The organism is Ralstonia mojiangensis (assembly GCF_023955645.1).
Lineage (GTDB): Bacteria > Pseudomonadota > Gammaproteobacteria > Burkholderiales > Burkholderiaceae > Ralstonia > Ralstonia mojiangensis.
The window spans coordinates 678,412-696,030 of the sequence record NZ_JAMXHU010000003.1; the positions used below are offsets into that span (position 1 = coordinate 678,412).

The 17,619-nt window shown below is 64.4% G+C and carries 15 protein-coding genes; 4 read left to right on the top strand and 11 right to left on the bottom strand.

The genetic code is table 11. The annotated features are described in order from the left end of the window. Position 1 precedes the first annotated feature (1 nt). The 4 genes from NG898_RS15330 to NG898_RS15345 all read right to left on the bottom strand — a co-directional run bounded on the left by NG898_RS15330 (position 2) and on the right by NG898_RS15345 (position 6,848). Positions 2–748: a fimbrial biogenesis chaperone gene (locus NG898_RS15330; protein WP_252693184.1), complete on the bottom strand. Its 747-nt coding sequence runs from the start codon at positions 746–748 to the stop codon at positions 2–4. A gap of 82 nt (positions 749–830) precedes the next feature. Continuing rightward, the gene (locus NG898_RS15335; protein WP_252693186.1) at positions 831–1,415 is read right to left on the bottom strand and encodes a fimbrial protein; all 585 of its coding nucleotides are present in this window, start codon (positions 1,413–1,415) and stop codon (positions 831–833) included. A 330-nt stretch (positions 1,416–1,745) separates the two neighbouring features. Beyond that, positions 1,746–4,199: an ATP-binding protein gene (locus tag NG898_RS15340; protein ID WP_289813030.1), complete on the bottom strand. Its 2,454-nt coding sequence runs from the start codon at positions 4,197–4,199 to the stop codon at positions 1,746–1,748. Positions 4,200–4,391: 192 nt separating this feature from the next. Continuing rightward, positions 4,392–6,848 carry an ExeM/NucH family extracellular endonuclease gene (locus tag NG898_RS15345; protein WP_252693187.1) on the bottom strand — a complete coding sequence of 819 codons (2,457 nt, stop codon included), beginning with the start codon at positions 6,846–6,848 and terminating at the stop codon, positions 4,392–4,394. A 278-nt stretch (positions 6,849–7,126) separates the two neighbouring features. Between NG898_RS15345 and NG898_RS15350 the strand changes: the two genes are divergently transcribed. Beyond that, a complete protein-coding gene (locus NG898_RS15350; protein WP_252693189.1) occupies positions 7,127–7,759 on the top strand; it encodes a LysE family translocator in 633 nt (210 codons plus the stop codon). 93 nt (positions 7,760–7,852) lie between these two features. Here NG898_RS15350 and NG898_RS15355 read toward each other — a convergent pair whose 3' ends face one another. The 6 genes from NG898_RS15355 to NG898_RS15380 all read right to left on the bottom strand — a co-directional run bounded on the left by NG898_RS15355 (position 7,853) and on the right by NG898_RS15380 (position 12,130). Beyond that, complete coding sequence (locus tag NG898_RS15355; RefSeq protein WP_252693454.1) at positions 7,853–8,080, bottom strand: sulfurtransferase TusA family protein; 228 nt, start codon at positions 8,078–8,080, stop codon at positions 7,853–7,855. Between the two features lie 47 nt (positions 8,081–8,127). Then, entirely contained in the window at positions 8,128–8,709 is a 582-nt protein-coding gene (locus NG898_RS15360) for an NUDIX hydrolase (RefSeq protein ID WP_252693191.1), read from the bottom strand. A gap of 14 nt (positions 8,710–8,723) precedes the next feature. Next, positions 8,724–9,761: a threonine aldolase family protein gene (locus NG898_RS15365; RefSeq protein ID WP_252693455.1), complete on the bottom strand. Its 1,038-nt coding sequence runs from the start codon at positions 9,759–9,761 to the stop codon at positions 8,724–8,726. Between the two features lie 43 nt (positions 9,762–9,804). Next, a complete protein-coding gene (locus tag NG898_RS15370; protein WP_147218136.1) occupies positions 9,805–9,993 on the bottom strand; it encodes a 4-oxalocrotonate tautomerase in 189 nt (62 codons plus the stop codon). Positions 9,994–10,048: 55 nt separating this feature from the next. Continuing rightward, positions 10,049–10,834, bottom strand: a complete 786-nt coding sequence (locus NG898_RS15375; RefSeq protein WP_252693193.1) for a class II aldolase/adducin family protein — start codon at positions 10,832–10,834, stop codon at positions 10,049–10,051. Between the two features lie 75 nt (positions 10,835–10,909). Beyond that, complete coding sequence (locus tag NG898_RS15380; RefSeq protein WP_252693195.1) at positions 10,910–12,130, bottom strand: YbfB/YjiJ family MFS transporter; 1,221 nt, start codon at positions 12,128–12,130, stop codon at positions 10,910–10,912. Positions 12,131–12,232: 102 nt separating this feature from the next. Here NG898_RS15380 and NG898_RS15385 point away from each other — a divergent pair, with 102 nt between their 5' ends. The 3 genes from NG898_RS15385 to NG898_RS15395 all read left to right on the top strand — a co-directional run bounded on the left by NG898_RS15385 (position 12,233) and on the right by NG898_RS15395 (position 15,375). Continuing rightward, positions 12,233–13,141 carry a LysR family transcriptional regulator gene (locus tag NG898_RS15385; RefSeq protein ID WP_252693197.1) on the top strand — a complete coding sequence of 303 codons (909 nt, stop codon included), beginning with the start codon at positions 12,233–12,235 and terminating at the stop codon, positions 13,139–13,141. Positions 13,142–13,216: 75 nt separating this feature from the next. After that, a complete protein-coding gene (locus NG898_RS15390; protein ID WP_252693199.1) occupies positions 13,217–14,605 on the top strand; it encodes an NfeD family protein in 1,389 nt (462 codons plus the stop codon). Positions 14,606–14,616: 11 nt separating this feature from the next. Next, positions 14,617–15,375: a slipin family protein gene (locus NG898_RS15395; RefSeq protein ID WP_252693201.1), complete on the top strand. Its 759-nt coding sequence runs from the start codon at positions 14,617–14,619 to the stop codon at positions 15,373–15,375. Positions 15,376–15,381: 6 nt separating this feature from the next. Here the strand turns inward: NG898_RS15395 and NG898_RS15400 are convergent, their stop codons facing one another. After that, a complete protein-coding gene (locus NG898_RS15400; protein ID WP_252693202.1) occupies positions 15,382–17,490 on the bottom strand; it encodes a TonB-dependent siderophore receptor in 2,109 nt (702 codons plus the stop codon). Positions 17,491–17,619 lie beyond the last annotated feature (129 nt).

Genomic DNA, 17,619 nt, shown 5'->3' on the forward strand with positions numbered 1-17,619 from the left:
ATCAATTGCCGGCAGGGACCGGCGTGCTCGGCTGACTGCCGTGCAAGGTGACGCGGTAACTTTCGCGACCGCCGTAGTCATTGATGACTTCGTAGCGCAGCTCAGGAGCGCTGGTGCTGCCGGCCGTCAGCTTCACGGGCAATGTCAAAGTGGCGCCGGGCGCGACCATCTTGGCGTCAACAACCGACTCATCGGCGTTACCGACGCGCAGCTTGGCGTCAACCACGGTCACGTGATATGGGCTCGAATTGGTCAAGCGCAACAACCCTTTGCCGGCGTTCTGGTTCAACTGCCATTGCAAATGTGTAGGTGCCTTGACCGGATCGCCAGCCAGGCCAGTGGGCCGGTAGAACACCTTGATGCGTTGACGAACAGCCAATTGCAGAACGTTCTCCTCTTTGGCGGTCTGCGGGATTTCCTGCACGTTTAGCCAAAAGGCCGATTCGCGATCCGTCGGCATGCCGATGCCTTCGTACAACACGCGCAGAAGTTGCTGCTGCTTGGCCCCAACCTTCGCCAATGGCGGCGTAATGGCGAACGGGAGTTGAACGTCGGCCATGTCGTCCAAGGGATCCAGCCACGCCTGAAGCAACGCGTCTGAACCATCGTTGCTGACGACCACCGAACTCTCCTTGTTCTTCCCATCGAAGATGACGCGCGTGGTGCTGAGTGAAATGCTGGCGTGACTCGCGGACGCAACCAACGCGCACGCCAACGCCGCGCCAACGGCGTATCGTTTTGCTTTCATATCCGGAATTGCCTTGAAGAAGAGGCGGCAGCGGACACGTTCCGCTGCCGATTGAAGCCAGCCGGAGCGGCTGGCACTTGGCTTACTCGTAGCTCAGCGTGAACGGCAGGCTCGCGTTGGCGATACCAGGCTTCACCTTGGTGGCGTCCGCAGCCACATATGCAGCAGCAAAGCGCACGTTGACCGAGCCGCCTTCTGCCGGCACTTCGGTTTGTGCGAGCAGGTCGCCATTGCTCAGGTCGAAGGCGTTGGCAGTTGCGCCCGTGCCTTCGTACACGGCAATACCCACGCCTTGGGCGAAGCCTGCAGAGGTGTTGCCGTTGTTCACGCGCAGCGTCTTCTTGTCAGCGCTCAGTTCAGCGGCCTTGCCGGCAAACTTCATGCTGACCTTGGCGCCCTTCTTACACACCACGTCAATATTGGCCGAGCCAGAACCTTCCTTCAGGTTCTTCGGCGCCGCAACGGTGCCGATATCGTCCGAAGCGACGGTGCCCATGCTGACGTTAATGGCGCCAGCATCGCCCGTGACCGACGAGACCTTGCAGGTATCGCTCGTGATCTTGCCTTCGAAGTTGATGGTGCCGTCCACCTTGGTGGCTGTCTGAGCCATTGCGACGGAAGACAGAGCAGACATGGCTACGCCCGCCAGGAACAGTTTTGCTTTCATTGACTTACCCTTTGATTGAGACCACAGCACGGAGGTGCCTGAACTTGGTCGAGAACAAATGCCTATCGAAGAAGGCAGGCGCAAGTATTCCAAGCGAGACGCTCACGCCATATCAGACTGCTCTGAAAAGTGGGCAAGATTGATGCATTTGTTTCCACGCTGCCCCGTCGCGCCATTTACGTACAGGGGGCTTTCCAGCCCTGAAAGGAGCGGCTTAACTTACCGGGCCGACGCGGTAGTGATATTTGGGCGGCACAAGGCCCGCGCTACCGCAGGAGAGGCGGACAGCACATATGCAAGGAAGAGTGAGACTCGCACCTAAAGGGCGGATCAGGCGTCGGCTGTGCCAGCCCCGTGCAAGGATTGGAGTTCCGCGACAAGCGCCTGAATGTCGGCAGTGATCTCGCCGGACGACTCCGAAAGATGCCGCTCGAGCTCGCTCGCCAGACTGCGGGTCGGCAGATCTTCCACCACGGCAGCAGCACCGGAAATTCGATGCGCCGCTCGACGTGCCTGTTCGACATTCCGATCTGTGACGCCGTGGGTCAGCATCTCAAGGTCGGTCTTCATGGTCTGGCGATAAATTGCATGCACGTCCACCGTCGGCGCCGCGTCGTGCTCTGCCGACGCCGCGTGCGAGCCGGTATCGCCATGGCCACACCAAAGCTCGATCAGCTCACGCAAGGCGGCCAGCCGCAGCGGCTTGCCGAGAACGCCGTCCATGCCTGCGCCAAAACAGCGCATGCGATGCGCATCATCAGCCGCAGCCGAAATGGCCACAATGGGCGTCCGCTCGCCGCCGCGCTGGTGTTCGATTTCACGGATGCGTTGCGCAACGGTATAGCCGTCGATGCCCGGCAGATTGCAGTCGAGCAGCACCATGTCAAACGCGGTCGACGCAAACTGTTCGAGCGCGGCCTCGCCGGTGCCAGCGATGGCCGAGCGGCAAGCCAGCGCATCAAGCTGATGCTGGATCGCATGCTGCACCGCCTCGTGATCATCAACGACAAGAATATTCGGGCCGCCCTTCGATTCCGGCATCAGCGACTTGTGCGGCCGACGCGGTGATATCGCTTGCTCGGCAGTCGACGATTCCGGGGCAGCCCCTTGCGATGCGGATTCCGCGTGCGGTTCGCGCACCGGCAACATGACGGTGAATACCGTGCCGACCTCGGGGCTGCTACTGACCGTGATCACGCCCTTCATCAAGTCGACCAGCTCGCGGCAGATCGACAAGCCCAGCCCACTGCCGCTGGCGCCGCGATTGCCCGGGCTTTCCACACGCGCGTACGGCTCGAAGATGTTCCGCTGGCGCTCCGGAGGAATGCCCATGCCCGTGTCCCTGACCTCGAGTACGAGCGTGCCGGTGCCACGGCGCTTGCGCGGCAGGTAATCGACGCGCAGAACCACCTTGCCCGCCGCGGTGAACTTGATTGCATTCACCAACAGGTTCAGAACGATCTGCCGCACGCGCATGGCGTCGATGCCAACGCTGAAATCCGGCGCGCACGCAAGATCGAGGGAAAGCGCCAGCTTCTTCTCTTCCGATCGCCAACGCACCATGCCGAGCGTCTGCTCGGCCCACGGCCCAATCTCGGTGGGCTGAAGCGAAAGTGTCACGCTGCGCGATTCAAGGCGCGAGTATTCGAGAACATCGTCGAGCAGCGCCAGGAGCGTTTCCGATGCCGAGACCGCTGCATTCGCGCGGCTTGCCTGCTCGCCGGTCAGTTGCGAGCGCTGCAGCAGTTCCAGCGACGCAAGGATGGTGTGCATCGGCGTACGGATTTCGTGGCTGATGAACGCCAGGAACATCGCCTTGTCCTGCTCACTGCGGACGGCAGCAACGCGCGCACGCCATAGCACGTATGCCAGCGCCGCGAAGGCCAGCACAACGCCGCCTACAAGGGCGACCTGCCGCCAGCGGTAATGCAGGATCGATGCGAGCGACGGGGCGCCGTAATCCGTCGTTTCTTGCCATCGGTGCCGGATGGCATCGGCGTCTGACGCGGGAATGGCAGTCAGCGACTTATCGAGAATCGACGCCAGCACGGCGCTGTCCTCGCGCGTAACCATCGTCAGCGCATATGGACGGTCCCAAATGCTGCCCGAGAGAAAAAGTCGGCCCTTGAACTGGCGATTCAACTGCGGAACGATTGACGCGTCTGTCCCGAGGGCGGCGTCTGCCTCGTCATTTGCGACGGCCTCCAGCGCATCGGACTCATTCTGGAACGTCAGCAACGTTACCGGCACGCCCCCGTGACGAATAGCGAGTTCGAGACCGCCGCCGCCCTTGATGGCGATGCGCTTGCCCGCCAACTGGGGGAAACCGGCAAACAGGTTTTCACGCTCGGCCGTGACGATTGCGATGGTGCCGACGTAGTACGGCGTACTCGCAATGAAACCGTCTCGGTAAGGTGCCGTGTCGTAGTTCTTGCCCCAGTCAGGCAACATGTCGATCGTGCCGGACTTCAACGCTCCGATGGAGCCTTTCCAGCACGCGCCGTCGACATATTCGAAGCGCAACCCGCTCAACTCCGAAACCGCGTCGAGGAACGACGGGACGATACCCACCACTTTGCCGGCTTCAACAAACTCGAATGGGCGCCATTGCGCGTTGACACAGGTACGCACCACCGGATGCGCGGCAATCCACGCATGTTCTTCCGGCGTGAACAGCGAAGTTGCGGCCGCATTGCTGCCCCCGGACATCAAGCCGAGCCATACGCTCAAGACCAGCGCGCGCACCGTCGCCGCTACTTTGCTCACATCACCCCCACTCGCCATATCCGAATTGATTGCACCGGCACGTCGCAGGTGCAATGTTGCGAATTGTGCCCGTTGACAAGCTTAATTCAGTCCAGACCGGGAGGGGCCGAAAAGCGCATTAGGGTGGCGTCGAGCGGCCAGCAAGGGGCACGGATGCGATTCGACTGGTGACGGAACTGGCGCGCGTCGCCCGAGGAAGAGCGCGGACGATCAAGACCGACACGCACAACGCCGCGCCAGGGCTACCGCAGCGGCGGCCAGCGCGAGCCCGAGGATCGGGTCCACCGCACCGGCACCCCCAACCCCTGCACTGCCCGTGGCCCCACCCACCGCCGCCTCGCTTTCCGGACTCGTGCCGCCGCCAGTGGTTTGCGCATCCAGCGCGAGGTCCACCAACACCGGGTCATGGTCCGACGAGCGATACGCGTCCGGTGCGTAGAACGTTTGTTGCTGCTCGGTGCTCTTGTAGGCGAACGAGTATTCCAGCGCAATCGGCTCATCGGCGTTGATGTGCCACTCATGCACGGCGCGCACCCGCTCGGCCAAGCCGGAGGTGGCGAGCGCATGGTCGATGTAGCCGGCTTCGCCGCCATAGACGTAGCTGTATGCATCCTTGCCGACGAACTTCGCCACCATGTCGGCATAGCCCTTTTCGGCAAGCAGCACGACGGGATCTTCCTTGGCATAGCTGTTGAGGTCACCGATGAGGAGCTTGCCGACATCCGCCACGCCGGTCGGCGAGGTCGCCAGCCAGTCGGCGATCAGGCCGGCAGCGCGGACGCGGGTGGGGTTCCAGCAACTCTGGCCATCGCCTTGGTCGGCATCCTTGCCGGTCGCGCCGGAGCAGCCCTTCGACTTCAAGTGATTGACCACCACGGTGACGTTCTGCGTGCCGCCGATGCGTCGAAAGCTGCGCGCCAGCGGCTGGCGGTTCTTGTCGTCAATGGCCAGCGTGGCCGGCACGCCGACCGGCTCCACGGTGCGGCTGTTGTAGAGGATCGCCACCGTGATCGCATCGCCGCCGAGCTTCGGCACGCCGGGATCGACGTAGCGCCAATCGGCGCCGAGCTGGCTCGTCAAACGACGAATGGCGCTGAGGTCGCCGTAGCCGTCGTTCTCGATTTCCATCAGGCCGACCACGTCGGCGTTGATCGCGCGGATGGCGGCGACGATCTTGGCCTCTTGGCGCTCGAACTCGACCTGGTTTTTTGCCCCTCGGTTGGTCCGATCGTCGAAGCCAGCGCCTTTGCCGTCGCCGTTGAAGTAATTCAGCACGTTGAACGAGGCCACGCGCACATCGGCCTGCGCGTGGCGTGCAGGTGCGCCAGCGCGCGGGTTCGTGGCAGCGTTGAAAGCCGGTGCCGCGGCGCCAAGCACGGGCTGCAGGCGCCAGGCGTTGTAGCGCCTTTCCAGCACGCCTTGCACATCGCTCACGGCATAGCCGGCCCGCAAGGGGTTGGCCGCCGACAAGCCCGGCGCCGGGTAGCGCACGGTGCCAGGATTCTGCTGGTTGGAGCCGTCGTCGAGCACGATACGGTTCAGCGCATTGGCCGCGGCCTGCGCCGCCGCGCCATTCGCGGGCGGCGCCACGTTTGTCGGCAATGGCAGGCGACCATTGCTGAGCAGGATGCTGCCATAGCGCCCAAGCTCGTACGTTTCGCTCACCGTCAGCGTCTGCGGCAGGCGCACAAGCATCCCTTCATACGCCGACAGCGCTTTGGCATCGGCCACTGGCAATGTCACATCGACCGGCGTCACGCTGTTGCCGCTGGCGCAGCTTGCGATGCCGCCGGCGGCCAGCGTCAGTTGCGTCTGACCGTACTTCTCCTCGATCTTGCCGACGAGGTGGACGAGATCACCAGCGCGGGCAGTGACGCCGGGTGCGTAGACGAACAGCCCTTCCGACACGCCCGGCAACCGGCGGCGCTGTACATCGGGTTGTTGCACGAAGAAGCCGTTGAAACCGTTGCTGCCGCTGTAGTCGGCTGTCACGACGGCTTCGATCTCGACGTTTTGGCCAGCCAGCGGCGAAGTCGCGCCGGCACCCTGCACATCCGCCAGGTGCGTTGCCGGCGCGCCGCACGTCGCAACGGCCGGCGGAGGCGTGACGGTGCCCTGGCCGTTGTATAGGCCAAGGTCGGAAAAGTCGTCGATGTTGAACGCATCCCATTGCAGAGATGGATCGAAGGCCGCCGTGATGTTCGTGTCGCCCGTCTTCACCGTGCCTTTGCGGCGCAGCGTGTGGTCCTTCGTGCCGGCGATTGCTGTGCCCCAAAAGCCGGATGACGGCTGATAGCCGACCTGGCCGATGCGATCAACAACGACGCCGGAGCGTGTCAGCGTGAGCGCGTCGTCGCCGTTGAACGAGAACGCCGCAGTCTGGTTGACGCGGCTGCCGAGCGCGCTTGCCAGCGTGCTATGGGCCATCACATGGACAGAACCCGGTGCGAGCTTGCCGGAGAGCGCAAACGACGCGGTAGGCGCAGAGCCGCCATTGTTGTACTGCTGGATCTTGTAGACCGACAGATCGGCCTCGGTGCCGTCCGGGTTGTAGATTTCGATGGCTTTGTTGTTTGAGCTGCCTTCGACGTACTCGCTGATGAGCAACTCGGCATGAGCGGGCAACGCCATGAATAGCACGGCGGGAAGGAGGAAATGCAGGCGCATGGGAACGAGGGATGGGGGGGATGAAAGGGGTTCGGCATACCTTCAACAACGCCGATGACGCATGCATGGCACGTGGTCACCGATCGTTCAGCATTCTCTAAGCCGCCCCTGCCCTGTCGGCTACGCTCATCAAAAAATGAAACATGCGCCGCCTGTGGTTTGCAACGCGGGACCGATACAGAATTGCGGGAATTTATGGATTTCTGTACCTGTCGGCCAGAGCAAAGCCGGTGCTAGCCTGCAGACTCCTCATCCTCGTCGCCGACAGCGATTCCGCCATGCCCACGCTCACCAACCTGCTGACCTTTGCCCTCGTTGCGCTCGGCATGGTGCTGACGCCGGGCCCGAACATGATCTACCTGATCTCGCGTTCGATCTGCCAAGGGCGGAACGCCGGGCTGGTGTCGCTGGCGGGCATCGCCACGGGCTTCGTCTTCTACATGCTGTGCGCCGCATTCGGCATCACCGCCCTGCTGATGGCTGTGCCGTTTGCCTACGATGCGTTGCGCTTTGGTGGGGCGATCTACCTGCTGTATCTAGCCTGGCAGGCGGTGCGGCCTGGGGGCCGGGCACCGTTCCAGGTACGCGAGTTGCCGGTAGACAGCCCGCGCAAGCTGTACACGATGGGCTTGCTGACGAGCATGCTCAACCCGAAAGTGGCGGTGCTGTATCTGTCGCTGCTGCCGCAGTTCATCGAGCCGGCGCACGGCAGCGTTCTGGTGCAGTCGGTCTGCCTGGGCGTCACACAAATCTGCGTCAGCGTGACCGTCAATTCGATGATCGCCGCGACGGCCGGCAGCATCGCTGCGTTCCTCTCGCGCAAACCGAGCTGGTTGTCGGTGCAGCGCTACCTGATGGGCACCGTGCTGACCAGCCTGGCGCTGCGCATGGCGATGGAAGCACGCAAGTAAGGCACACGAATTCGCGAAACGATTCGCGCCAAATGACAACGGGGCGATCCGGCCAAACCGGATCGCCCCGTTGTCATTGAGCGCGCTGCCGGATCAGCGGCGACGCATGTAGAACGTGAACACCTTGTCCTGCTCGCTGTGCTCCAGCAGCTCGTTGCCGGTCTGCTTGGCAAATGCCTGGAAGTCCCGCGTGGCGCCGGGGTCGGTGGCAAGAATCTTGAGCACGTCGCCGCTTTGCATGTCGGCAAGCGCCTTCTTCGTGCGCAGGATGGGCAGCGGGCAATTCAGGCCCCGCGCGTCGATTTCCTTCTGAAAATCCATGTCTTCCTCAGTGGTACGGGCAAGCGGCGCAGCGCCGCTCGCATCAGTCATTCCGGGATTGTAACGAGCCGTGTGGGTTGCCATTGGCGCGGCGGCGGATCGGCCGGTTCGCCGGTACGGATGTCGATGTAGCTGACAGGCAGGCCGCGCGCGGTCAGGAAATCTGCGACGGCATAGCCGGTGCCGGCCGTCCAAGGACGGACTTTCTCAAACGGCTTCAGGCGGTATTCAACCAGTTCTTCCGACAACGCGATCTCGCCATCGGCGATCACGTGGTACGCAATGATGAGTTCGTTCTTGCGAATGAACTCATATACGCCAATCAGCGAGATCGATTGTGCGTCGAGGTTCGTCTCTTCCTTCAGCTCGCGCGCGATGCCCTCTTCGGGCGTCTCGTCGCGTTCGAGAAAGCCCGTGACGAGCGCGAACATGCCCTCGGGCCACAGCGCATTGCGTGCCAAGAACATCTGCCCGCGATATTCGACAACCGCCGCCAGGACGGGCAACGGATTGTTCCAGTGCACGAAGCCGCAGTCCTGCGCCGGGCACGCGATACGCAGGCGGCCAGCATTGTGCTGCTCAACAAGCGGCGTGGCGCATTGCGGACAGAAGCGATAGTCGAAACTCATGGCAGTCAGATCGATTAAACGGCCTGCGCGCAGGCTGCGCGAATATCGGCGGCAAAGGCTTCCACCGTCTCGGGCTGCACGTCCCACGAGCACATCAGGCGGCAGCCGCCCGCACCAATGAACGTATAGAAGCGCCAGCCGCGCGCGCGCAGCGTCTCGATGGCGGGCAGCGGCAGCTCGGCGAACACGGCGTTCGACTCGGTCGGGAACATGATGCGCACGCCCGGCACGTCGGCAATGCGCGCGTGCAGCAGCTGCGCCATCGCGTTGCCGTGACGCGCGTTGCGCAGCCACACATCGTTCTCGAGCAAACCCAGCCACGGCGCCGAGATGAAGCGCATCTTCGACGCAAGCTGCCCGGCCTGCTTCACGCGATAGGCGAAGTCTTCCGCCAGGCGGCGATCGAAAAAGACCACGGCCTCGCCGACCGGCAGACCGTTCTTCGTGCCGCCAAAGCACAGCACATCCACGCCGGCGCGCCAGGTGATCTCGGACGGATGCACACCGAGCGACGCCACCGCATTCGCAAAGCGCGCGCCGTCCATGTGCACGCGCAGCTGCCGGCGCTTGGCAATCGCGGCAATCGCGCGCACTTCGTCCACCGTGTACACCGTGCCGACTTCCGTGGACTGCGTCAGCGAAACGACCTTCGGTTTCGGGTAGTGGATATCGGTGCGCCGCGTGACCAGCGCTTCGACCGCGTCCGGCGTGAGCTTGCCATTCTCGCCTTTGGCGGTCAGCAGCTTGGAGCCGTTGGAGAAGAACTCCGGGCCGCCGCATTCGTCCGTTTCGATGTGCGCCAGCTCGTGGCAGATCACGGAGTGATACGACTGGCACAGCGACGACAGCGCAAGCGAATTGGCCGCCGTGCCGTTGAAGACGAAGAAGACTTCACAGTCGGTCTCGAACAGATCGCGGATGCGGTCGCACACGCGCTGCGTCCAGGAATCATCGCCATAGGCCGGCTCGTGGCCGCTGCCGTTGGCCTCCAGGAAGTACTTCAGCGACTCCGGGCAGAAGCCCGCGTAGTTGTCTGAGGCGAAATGCTGCATGGGCTGCATGGCGGACCGGCAAATGGGAGTGGAAGAGGACGGGTTACTTCTGTTCGGACCACAGCACGCCGCCGGTGGCCCAGTTTTCGCGCTTGATGTCGGTGATGATGATGTCGACGGCAGCCGGCGCACAGCCCAGCGATTCACAGGTGACGCGCGTCACCTCTTCGACGAGCTTGCGCTTCTGCTCAACGCTGCGGCCCTCGAACATCTCGATGTGGAAAGTCGGCATGGGGTCTCCTATTTAGTCAATCGCTTTGACAGTCGCGGCAGATGTGTCAGTCGCCTCAGTCACGGTATGAAGCGTCGATTTTATCCAGTTTGCGCAACAGCGCCGGCCACTCGATCAGGCCTTCAACGGCGCCGCCATCTTCGAGCTGTTCTGCCGCATGATCAGCCACTTGCGGCGCGGGCGAGACGACGTCGCCGCCAGCGAGCGCCTGAATCTGGATCTCGCATGCCTTGATGAGCGTGGCCATCAGCACGTGCGCCTCGGCCACGGTGCGGCCGATGGTGAGCGTGCCGTGATTGCGCAGCAGCATGGCGAAATGATGGCCGAGCGACGCGGTCAGGCGCGCGCCCTCTTCCTGCGTAAAGGCAAGGCCTTCGTAATCGTGATAGGCGATGCGCTGGTGAAACCGCAGCGCATGCTGTGACAGCGGCAGCAGCCCGCGCTTCTGCGCCGACACAGCAATGCCCGCCGTGTTATGCAGATGAATCACGCACTGCGCGTCAGGCCGCGCGGCATGCACTGCAGCGTGCAACGCAAAGCCCGTCACGTTGACGGACGGACGCGCAGCCGCATCGGGCCAATCGCCAACAAGCTGGCCGCGGCCATTGATCTTGACCAGGTTGGATGCGGTGATCTCGTCGAACGCGAGGCCGAACGCGTTGATCAGGAAGTGATCGGGCTCGCCCGGCACGGTGGCCGACAGATGGGTGTAGACAAGATCATCCCAGCCGTTGAGCGCGGCCAGGCGATACGCGGCGGCAAGATCGACGCGCACCGCGCGCTCGGCCTGGCTGATCTCACCACCGGGCACAACGGCATCGGGGCGCAGGGCAAAAGACATGGGGCTCCTCCAATGGAGGAGGCATTCTAGAACGGGTGCGCCGAGCGCGTTGTACGCGCCTTCACATGCCGCGCATCACGCACGCGCCGGGGCCGCCCGCTTGACCGCAAGAAAGGTCGCCACACCCGCCACGAGCGACACCGCTGCCACGGCCAGCGATGCATTGAAGCCCCCCGTAGCCGCAAACAGCCGGTTCGCCAGCGGCGGGCCCGCGATCTGGCCGATGCCGTACACGGCCGTCATGAGCCCCATCAGACGTGGCGCGGCATGCGGCCAGAGCCGGCGCGCCTCGCGCATGGCGAACAGCGTGATCGCCGTGAACGGCAGGCCGAGCAGCGTGCTGGAAAGCGCCAGCCCCGCCACCGTCGGCCAGACGATGCTGATGGTCACGGCAACCGCTTGCATGGCGTAGGCCGTGGCCAGCAGCGATCGGTTGTCGCGCGCCAGGCTGATCCGTGTGGAAAGGAACGCCCCGAGCGCTACCCCCGCACCGAACATCGGCCAGAACAGATCGGGCCAGACCGAACCCGCCGGCAGCACCTTGCGCGCGATCACGGGCAGGAACGTGGCGGTGATGATGTAGCCGAAGCCCGCCAGGCCGTAGGCAATCGTCAGCGCGCTGGTAGGCGCATCCAGCCCGGGTGCCGTGCCGGATGGAGCCGGCGCCGGAGCGGCATGCGCATGCGCATGCGCTTCAGGCCGGATGGTCGACCACACGGCCGCCGAGAGCAGCGCCGACAGCACGCCAAACGCCATCCATGCCGACGTTGCGTGCCAACCCAGCGTCACCATGCCGCTGGCCGCCAAGCCCGGAATGGCGATGCCAAGGCCCGGCCCGCAGAAAATGATGCCGCCGAGCGCCGCATGGCCCAGCTCGGTCAGCCGATGAAGGCACCAGCCCGCCGTAAAGACAAACACCAGCGCGCTGGCCATGCCGGCCGCAAAGCGCAGCAGAAGCCACGCAGGCTGCCCTTGCAGGACGCCCATTCCGGCAGTCAGCAGCACCGTCGCAACCAGCCCGATGCGGATGAGGCGCGCTGCGTCGCCGCGCACGGCCATGCAGGCCAGCGCGCCAACGAAATAGCCCAGGTAGTTGCCGGTTGCCAGCCAACTGCCCTGCGCCAACGTCAGGCTGCCGTCGTGGAGCATCATCGGCAGGATCGGCGTGAAGGCGAAGCGGCCGATGCCCATCGCCACGGACAGCGCCACCATGCCCGCAATCGCCACGCGCCAGGCGGTGGCCCGCTGGGAACGCGCGGCGGACAAGGCAGAGGTAGACGGCAGCGTGTGCTCCATGGAAGGGCTCGGATGAGGAAATCGGCACTTCATCGTACGCAAGGCCGTCCATCCTGAAAAATGAATTATATTGAACAAACCCATTAGCATTTGAGATACATCATGGATCTGTCCTCGCTGGAGATCTTTCGGACGGTCGTGCGCGAAGGCGGCGTCACGCGGGCGGCCCAGCAGCTGAATCGCGTGCAGTCGAATGTGACGACGCGCATCCGCCAACTCGAGACCTCGCTGGGCGTGCAACTGTTCGTGCGCGAGAGCAAGCGCATGGTGCTCACGCCCGCCGGGCAGACCTTGCTGACCTACGCCGACGACATCCTCCGCCTCGCCGCCGAAGCGCGCCAGGCTGTGCAGCCGAGCGAGCCGCACGGGCGCCTGCGCATTGCCTCAATGGAAAGCACAGCAGCCAGCCGGCTTCCGGCCCTGCTGGCCACGCTGCATCAGCGCTGGCCGCGCGTGCAGCTCGAACTGGTGACGATGACCACGCGCCACTCTCTTCAGGCGCTATCGAATTTTGAGGTCGATTGCGCGTTCGTTGCCGAAACGGCGTGCCTGAACAACACGCGCGCCGCCATGACGACGCTGCCGGCCTTTGCGGAAGAGCTGGTGCTGATTGCGCACCGCGCCCATCCGCCGATCCGTCGCGCTACGGACGTGCAGACCACGGGCCTGCTCGCGTTCGAACCCGGCTGCGCTTATCGGCAATTGATCGAAGACTGGTTTGCAGCAGACGGCGTGGCGCCGTCGCGCGTGCTGGAGCTTGGCTCGTACCACGCCATCATCGCGTGCGCGGCGGCAGGCATTGGCGTGGCGCTGGTGCCGCGCTCGGTGCTCGAGCTGTACACGAACGCGCCGGAAATCAGCATCCACGCGCTGGAAAAGCCGGGCCGTGTCGATACGCTGCTTGCCTGGCATCGCGATATGGCAGGGCCTGCTCTACAGGCGCTGGTTCAGGTGCTGAGCGAGCCGCAACCAGCGCCAAGCGCACCCGCGCGCGAGGCCATTGCCGCCTAAACTGAAAGCGGATATCGGGACCGTGCCGCAGGTCCGAACAGGCAACAACCGCGGCAATCACGGACGGAGGCGCGAATGCGACCGTCGTTGCGGATGCGGCGTTGGATAGGATGGTTGGCAGCGGTCATCGCCGCGGCCTGGACCAGCCTTGCCGTGGCAGCCGCGCCGGTCGTGGTGTTGCCGATCACCGGTGCCATCGGGCCCGCCAGCGCAGCCTACGTGATCCGCGGCCTGCAACAGGCGCGCGATCAAGGTGCGCAGCTTGTTGTGCTGCAGATGGACACGCCCGGCGGCCTCGATGCGTCGATGCGCCAGATCATTCAGGCCATCCTTGCGTCGCCCGTGCCGGTGGCAGGCTACGTGGCCCCCGGTGGCGCGCGGGCAGCGAGCGCGGGCACCTACATCCTCTATGCATGCCACGTTGCCGCGATGGCGCCCGCCACGAACCTGGGTGCGGCGTCGCCCGTGGCGATCGGCATGGGCGGTCACGCTCCCAGCCCCGGCGCCAAACCGGCCAGCGCGCCTGCCGCCTCTTCCAGCAACGAAGACACCCTCGCCCGCAAGCAGATGCACGACGCGGCGGCGTACATCCGTGGCCTGGCGCAACTGCGCGGTCGCAATGCGGAATGGGCCGAGCGCGCCGTGCGTGAAGCCGTGAGCCTCGACGCGCCCGAAGCCGCCAACCAGCACGTGATCGACCTTGTGGCGGCAAGCCTTCCTGATCTGCTCAAGCAAGTCGACGGCCGCGCGGTGCGCACGTCCGCCGGCGTGCTCACGCTGCATACGGCGGACGCCACGATCGTCACGCTGGAGCCCGACTGGCGCAACCACTTTCTCGGCGTCATTACCGACCCAAGCCTGGCGCTGTTGTTGCTGACGGTGGGCGTGTATGCATTGATCTTCGAGTTCTCGACGCCGGGCATGGTTGTGCCCGGCATCCTCGGCGCAGTGTGCATCGTGGTGGCGCTCTACGGGCTGCAGATGCTGCCGATCAACTACGCGGGCCTTGCCCTCATCGCGCTCGGCCTCGGTTGCATGGTTGCTGAAGCATTCCTGCCGACGTTCGGCGCACTCGGCGTGGGCGGCATCGTTGCGTTCGTGCTGGGCGCGGTGATGCTGATCGACACGCAAACGCCGGGCTTTGGCGTGCCGCTGCCGCTCATCATCGGACTGGCCTTCGTGAGCCTGACCGTTGTTCTAGCGATCTCCAGCCTGGCGGTGCGTGCACGACGGCGGCCGATCGTGAGCGGCGGCGATACGCTCATCGGCATGACAGGCGAAGTGCTGGACGTCGATACACCGGATGCCGATGCCGATAGCGACGGCTGGGCACGCGTCCATGGCGAGCGCTGGCGCGTTCGCTGCGAAGGTGGCATTGCGCGTGGTGATCAGGTGCGTGTGATCGCCCGGCATGGGCTGACACTGATGGTCGAACCCGTCGCCCCCCTTGCCGCGTCTTCATAAGGAGAAGAAAAATGCTCTACGGCTTCTTCAGCGCAGGCGGCCTGATCTTCCTGGCCGTGCTGCTGGTCATCTCGTCGTTTCGGGTGCTGCGCGAATACGAGCGCGGCGTGGTGTTCCTGCTCGGCCGCTTCTGGCGCGTGAAGGGGCCGGGGCTGGTGCTCATCGTGCCGGCCATCCAGCAAATGGTGCGCGTGGACTTGCGCACGGTGGTGATGGATGTGCCGCCGCAGGATGTGATCTCGCACGACAACGTATCGGTCAAGGTCAATGCAGTGGTGTATTTCCGTGTGGTCGATCCGGAGCGCGCCATCATCCAGGTGGCCAACTTCCTGGAGGCGACGAGTCAGCTTGCGCAGACGACGCTGCGCGCCATCCTCGGCAAGCACGAACTGGACGAAATGCTGGCCGAGCGCGAAAAGCTCAATCTCGACATCCAGAAGGTGCTCGACATCCAGACCGACCCTTGGGGCATCAAGATCGCGAACGTGGAGATCAAGCACGTTGACCTCAACGAATCGATGATCCGCGCCATCGCACGCCAGGCCGAGGCCGAGCGCGAGCGGCGCGCCAAGGTCATCCACGCAGAAGGCGAGCTGCAGGCGTCGGAAAAGCTGCTCGAAGCCGCACGCATGCTGGCCCAGCAGCCCGAGGCAATCCAGTTGCGCTATCTGCAGACGCTCACGCAGATCGCCGGTGACAGAAGTTCGACGATTGTCTTTCCGCTGCCGATGGAAGTGCTGGGCGCAGTGAAGAAAGCGGCGGGTGGCTGACGCGCATCACAAATCAATCTTCATACCGAGCTTGAAGAGCCGCGGCGCGCCCATCGACAAACGGTTGTTGCCGGCGCCCGCCCAATAGCGCTTGTCGGTCAGGTTGTCGACATTGAACTGCAGCGTTGCCAGCTTGCCCGAGATGCGTGTCACGTAGCGCACGCCTGCACTGAAGAGCGTCGTGCCGCCCAGCTCTGCCTGGTTGGCATCATTCACAGGGCGCGGGCCAAGGTAATAGGCGCCTGCATTGAATGAGATCGAACGCAACGTCGGCAACGTGTATTCGGCAAAGAGGCTGGCGGTGCTGCGCGGCGTGTTTTCCGGCGTTTTTCCGTCGAGGCCGTTCCCGACACCGCGGAACTTCGCGTCCGTCCACCCGGCGGAGGCCAGCAGCGACAAGTCCTTGGTGACGCGGCCCTGCGCCGTCAGCTCGACGCCCCTAATCCGCTCGCGGCCGTCTTGCACGAAGATGTTCGCGTCGTTGGTGTAGCTCGCTGCGCGGTCGATGTCGTACACGGCAGCGGCAAGCTGCGTGCCGGCCGGTGCTTCATAGCGCATGCCCACTTCCTTCTGCTCCGACAGCGCAGGCGGCATGGCCACATTGGCGTTGGCGGCCGTGTTGGGCGCGCGCGCACCGGCTTCCAGGCCCTGTGCGTACGACGCGTATGCCGACAGCGCCGGCGTGAACTTGTAGATGACTGCCCCCAGCGGCGTGGTCTTGCTGGCCTCGTAGCGATTGGGCGCCTGCTCGCTGGTGTAGCGCGTGTAGCGCAGGCCGGCGATCACCTGCCAGTGCTGCGACAGCGTCATGCGATCCAGCGCGTAGACGCCCGTATCCACGGCACGCTGCTCGGCGGTGAAGCCCGTGCCCGTGGTCGGCAACCAGCCGAGGTCGACCGGGTTGTACAGATTCTGCGCGCCGGAGAAGCGGTCCGAGTACACGGCCGCCTGGCGCATGTCGGATCGCGCAACGCCAAAGGTCAGGTCATGCGTGATCCACCCCGTCTTCTCGGTGCCGGAAACATCCATCCGCACGTGGCTGGTGTTCCAGCGGCCGCTCTGACGCTGGCCAGAGACTGTGCCCGCTCCCGTCACCGCGTTGGTCAGGCGAAATTCGGAGAACGCCCGCGTGCGCGCCGTCTCGGACATGCCGCCCTCCACCGTCAGCAGCCACGTATCGGCAAGCGCGTAATCGGCGCGCAGCAACGCGTTGGTGTTGTTGCCGTCAAAGTCGGCCCACCCCGGCGAAATGCGTTTGGCCGGGTCGGGCATTGTGGGCAAGGTGATGACCCCGTTTTTGGCGGCGGGCAGCGTCACCACCGACTGCTCGGTGATGACCTTGCGCGAGTATTCCACGTCGGCCTTCAGGCTCAGGCGGCTGTTGACCTTCCAGTCGAAGGCCACGGCCGCAAGCTGGCGCGTGCCGTCAATGCCGCTCGTCGGCGACTGCAGCGAGCCGCCCGCCGCGTTGAAACGCAGGCCGTATTGATTGTCTTCACCAAAGCGGCGCCCCACGTCGAGCGTGCCGACGACGGTGCCGTTGCTGTCGAACTGCATGCCGAGCGCGGTGACCGGCGTGTTGCCCGCGCGCTTCGTGACGAGATTCACCACCCCGCCCGGGGTCGTGTAGCCGTAATACAGCGCCGACACGCCCTTGAGCACTTCCACGCGCTCCTTGTCTTCAAGCGGGATTGCCGTGAGCGCCGGAATCGGCATCGAGCCGTTGAAGCGGAAATTGGTGCGGTTCTCCAGCGTCACGCCGCGGATGGCGAGGTTGTCGAACGTCTCGCCCGAAAGCTGCTGGCGCGTCACGCCCGCCGTATTGCGCAGGGCGTCGTACAGCGACGTGTCTTGCTGCGCATCGAGCGCCTCGCGCGTGACCACGTTCACGGTGGCGGGAATGTCGCGCAACGCCATGCCGCGGAACGCTCCGACCTGTGCCGTGCTGGCCGCAAAGCCCCGCTGGCTGCCTGCCGTGATGGTCGTCTCGTTCAGGTCGACCGTGGCCGCACCTGCGGCCGGCTGGCTCTCTTCGGCATGTGTCAATGTAGAAACGGCAAGAGGAATGGCGGCGAGCGCGCAGGAGAACGCGCGGGCCGCGAGATGACGGTTCATCGCGGGCAACAGGGTCGATCAGGATTGGCGAAACCGGACGCGCGGAAATGCGCTGAGAGAAGAGAAAACGCGCCGCAAAACATCACGCGGCGCGTCGATCCGTTGGCTGGCAGGTGGAACCCGCTGGCT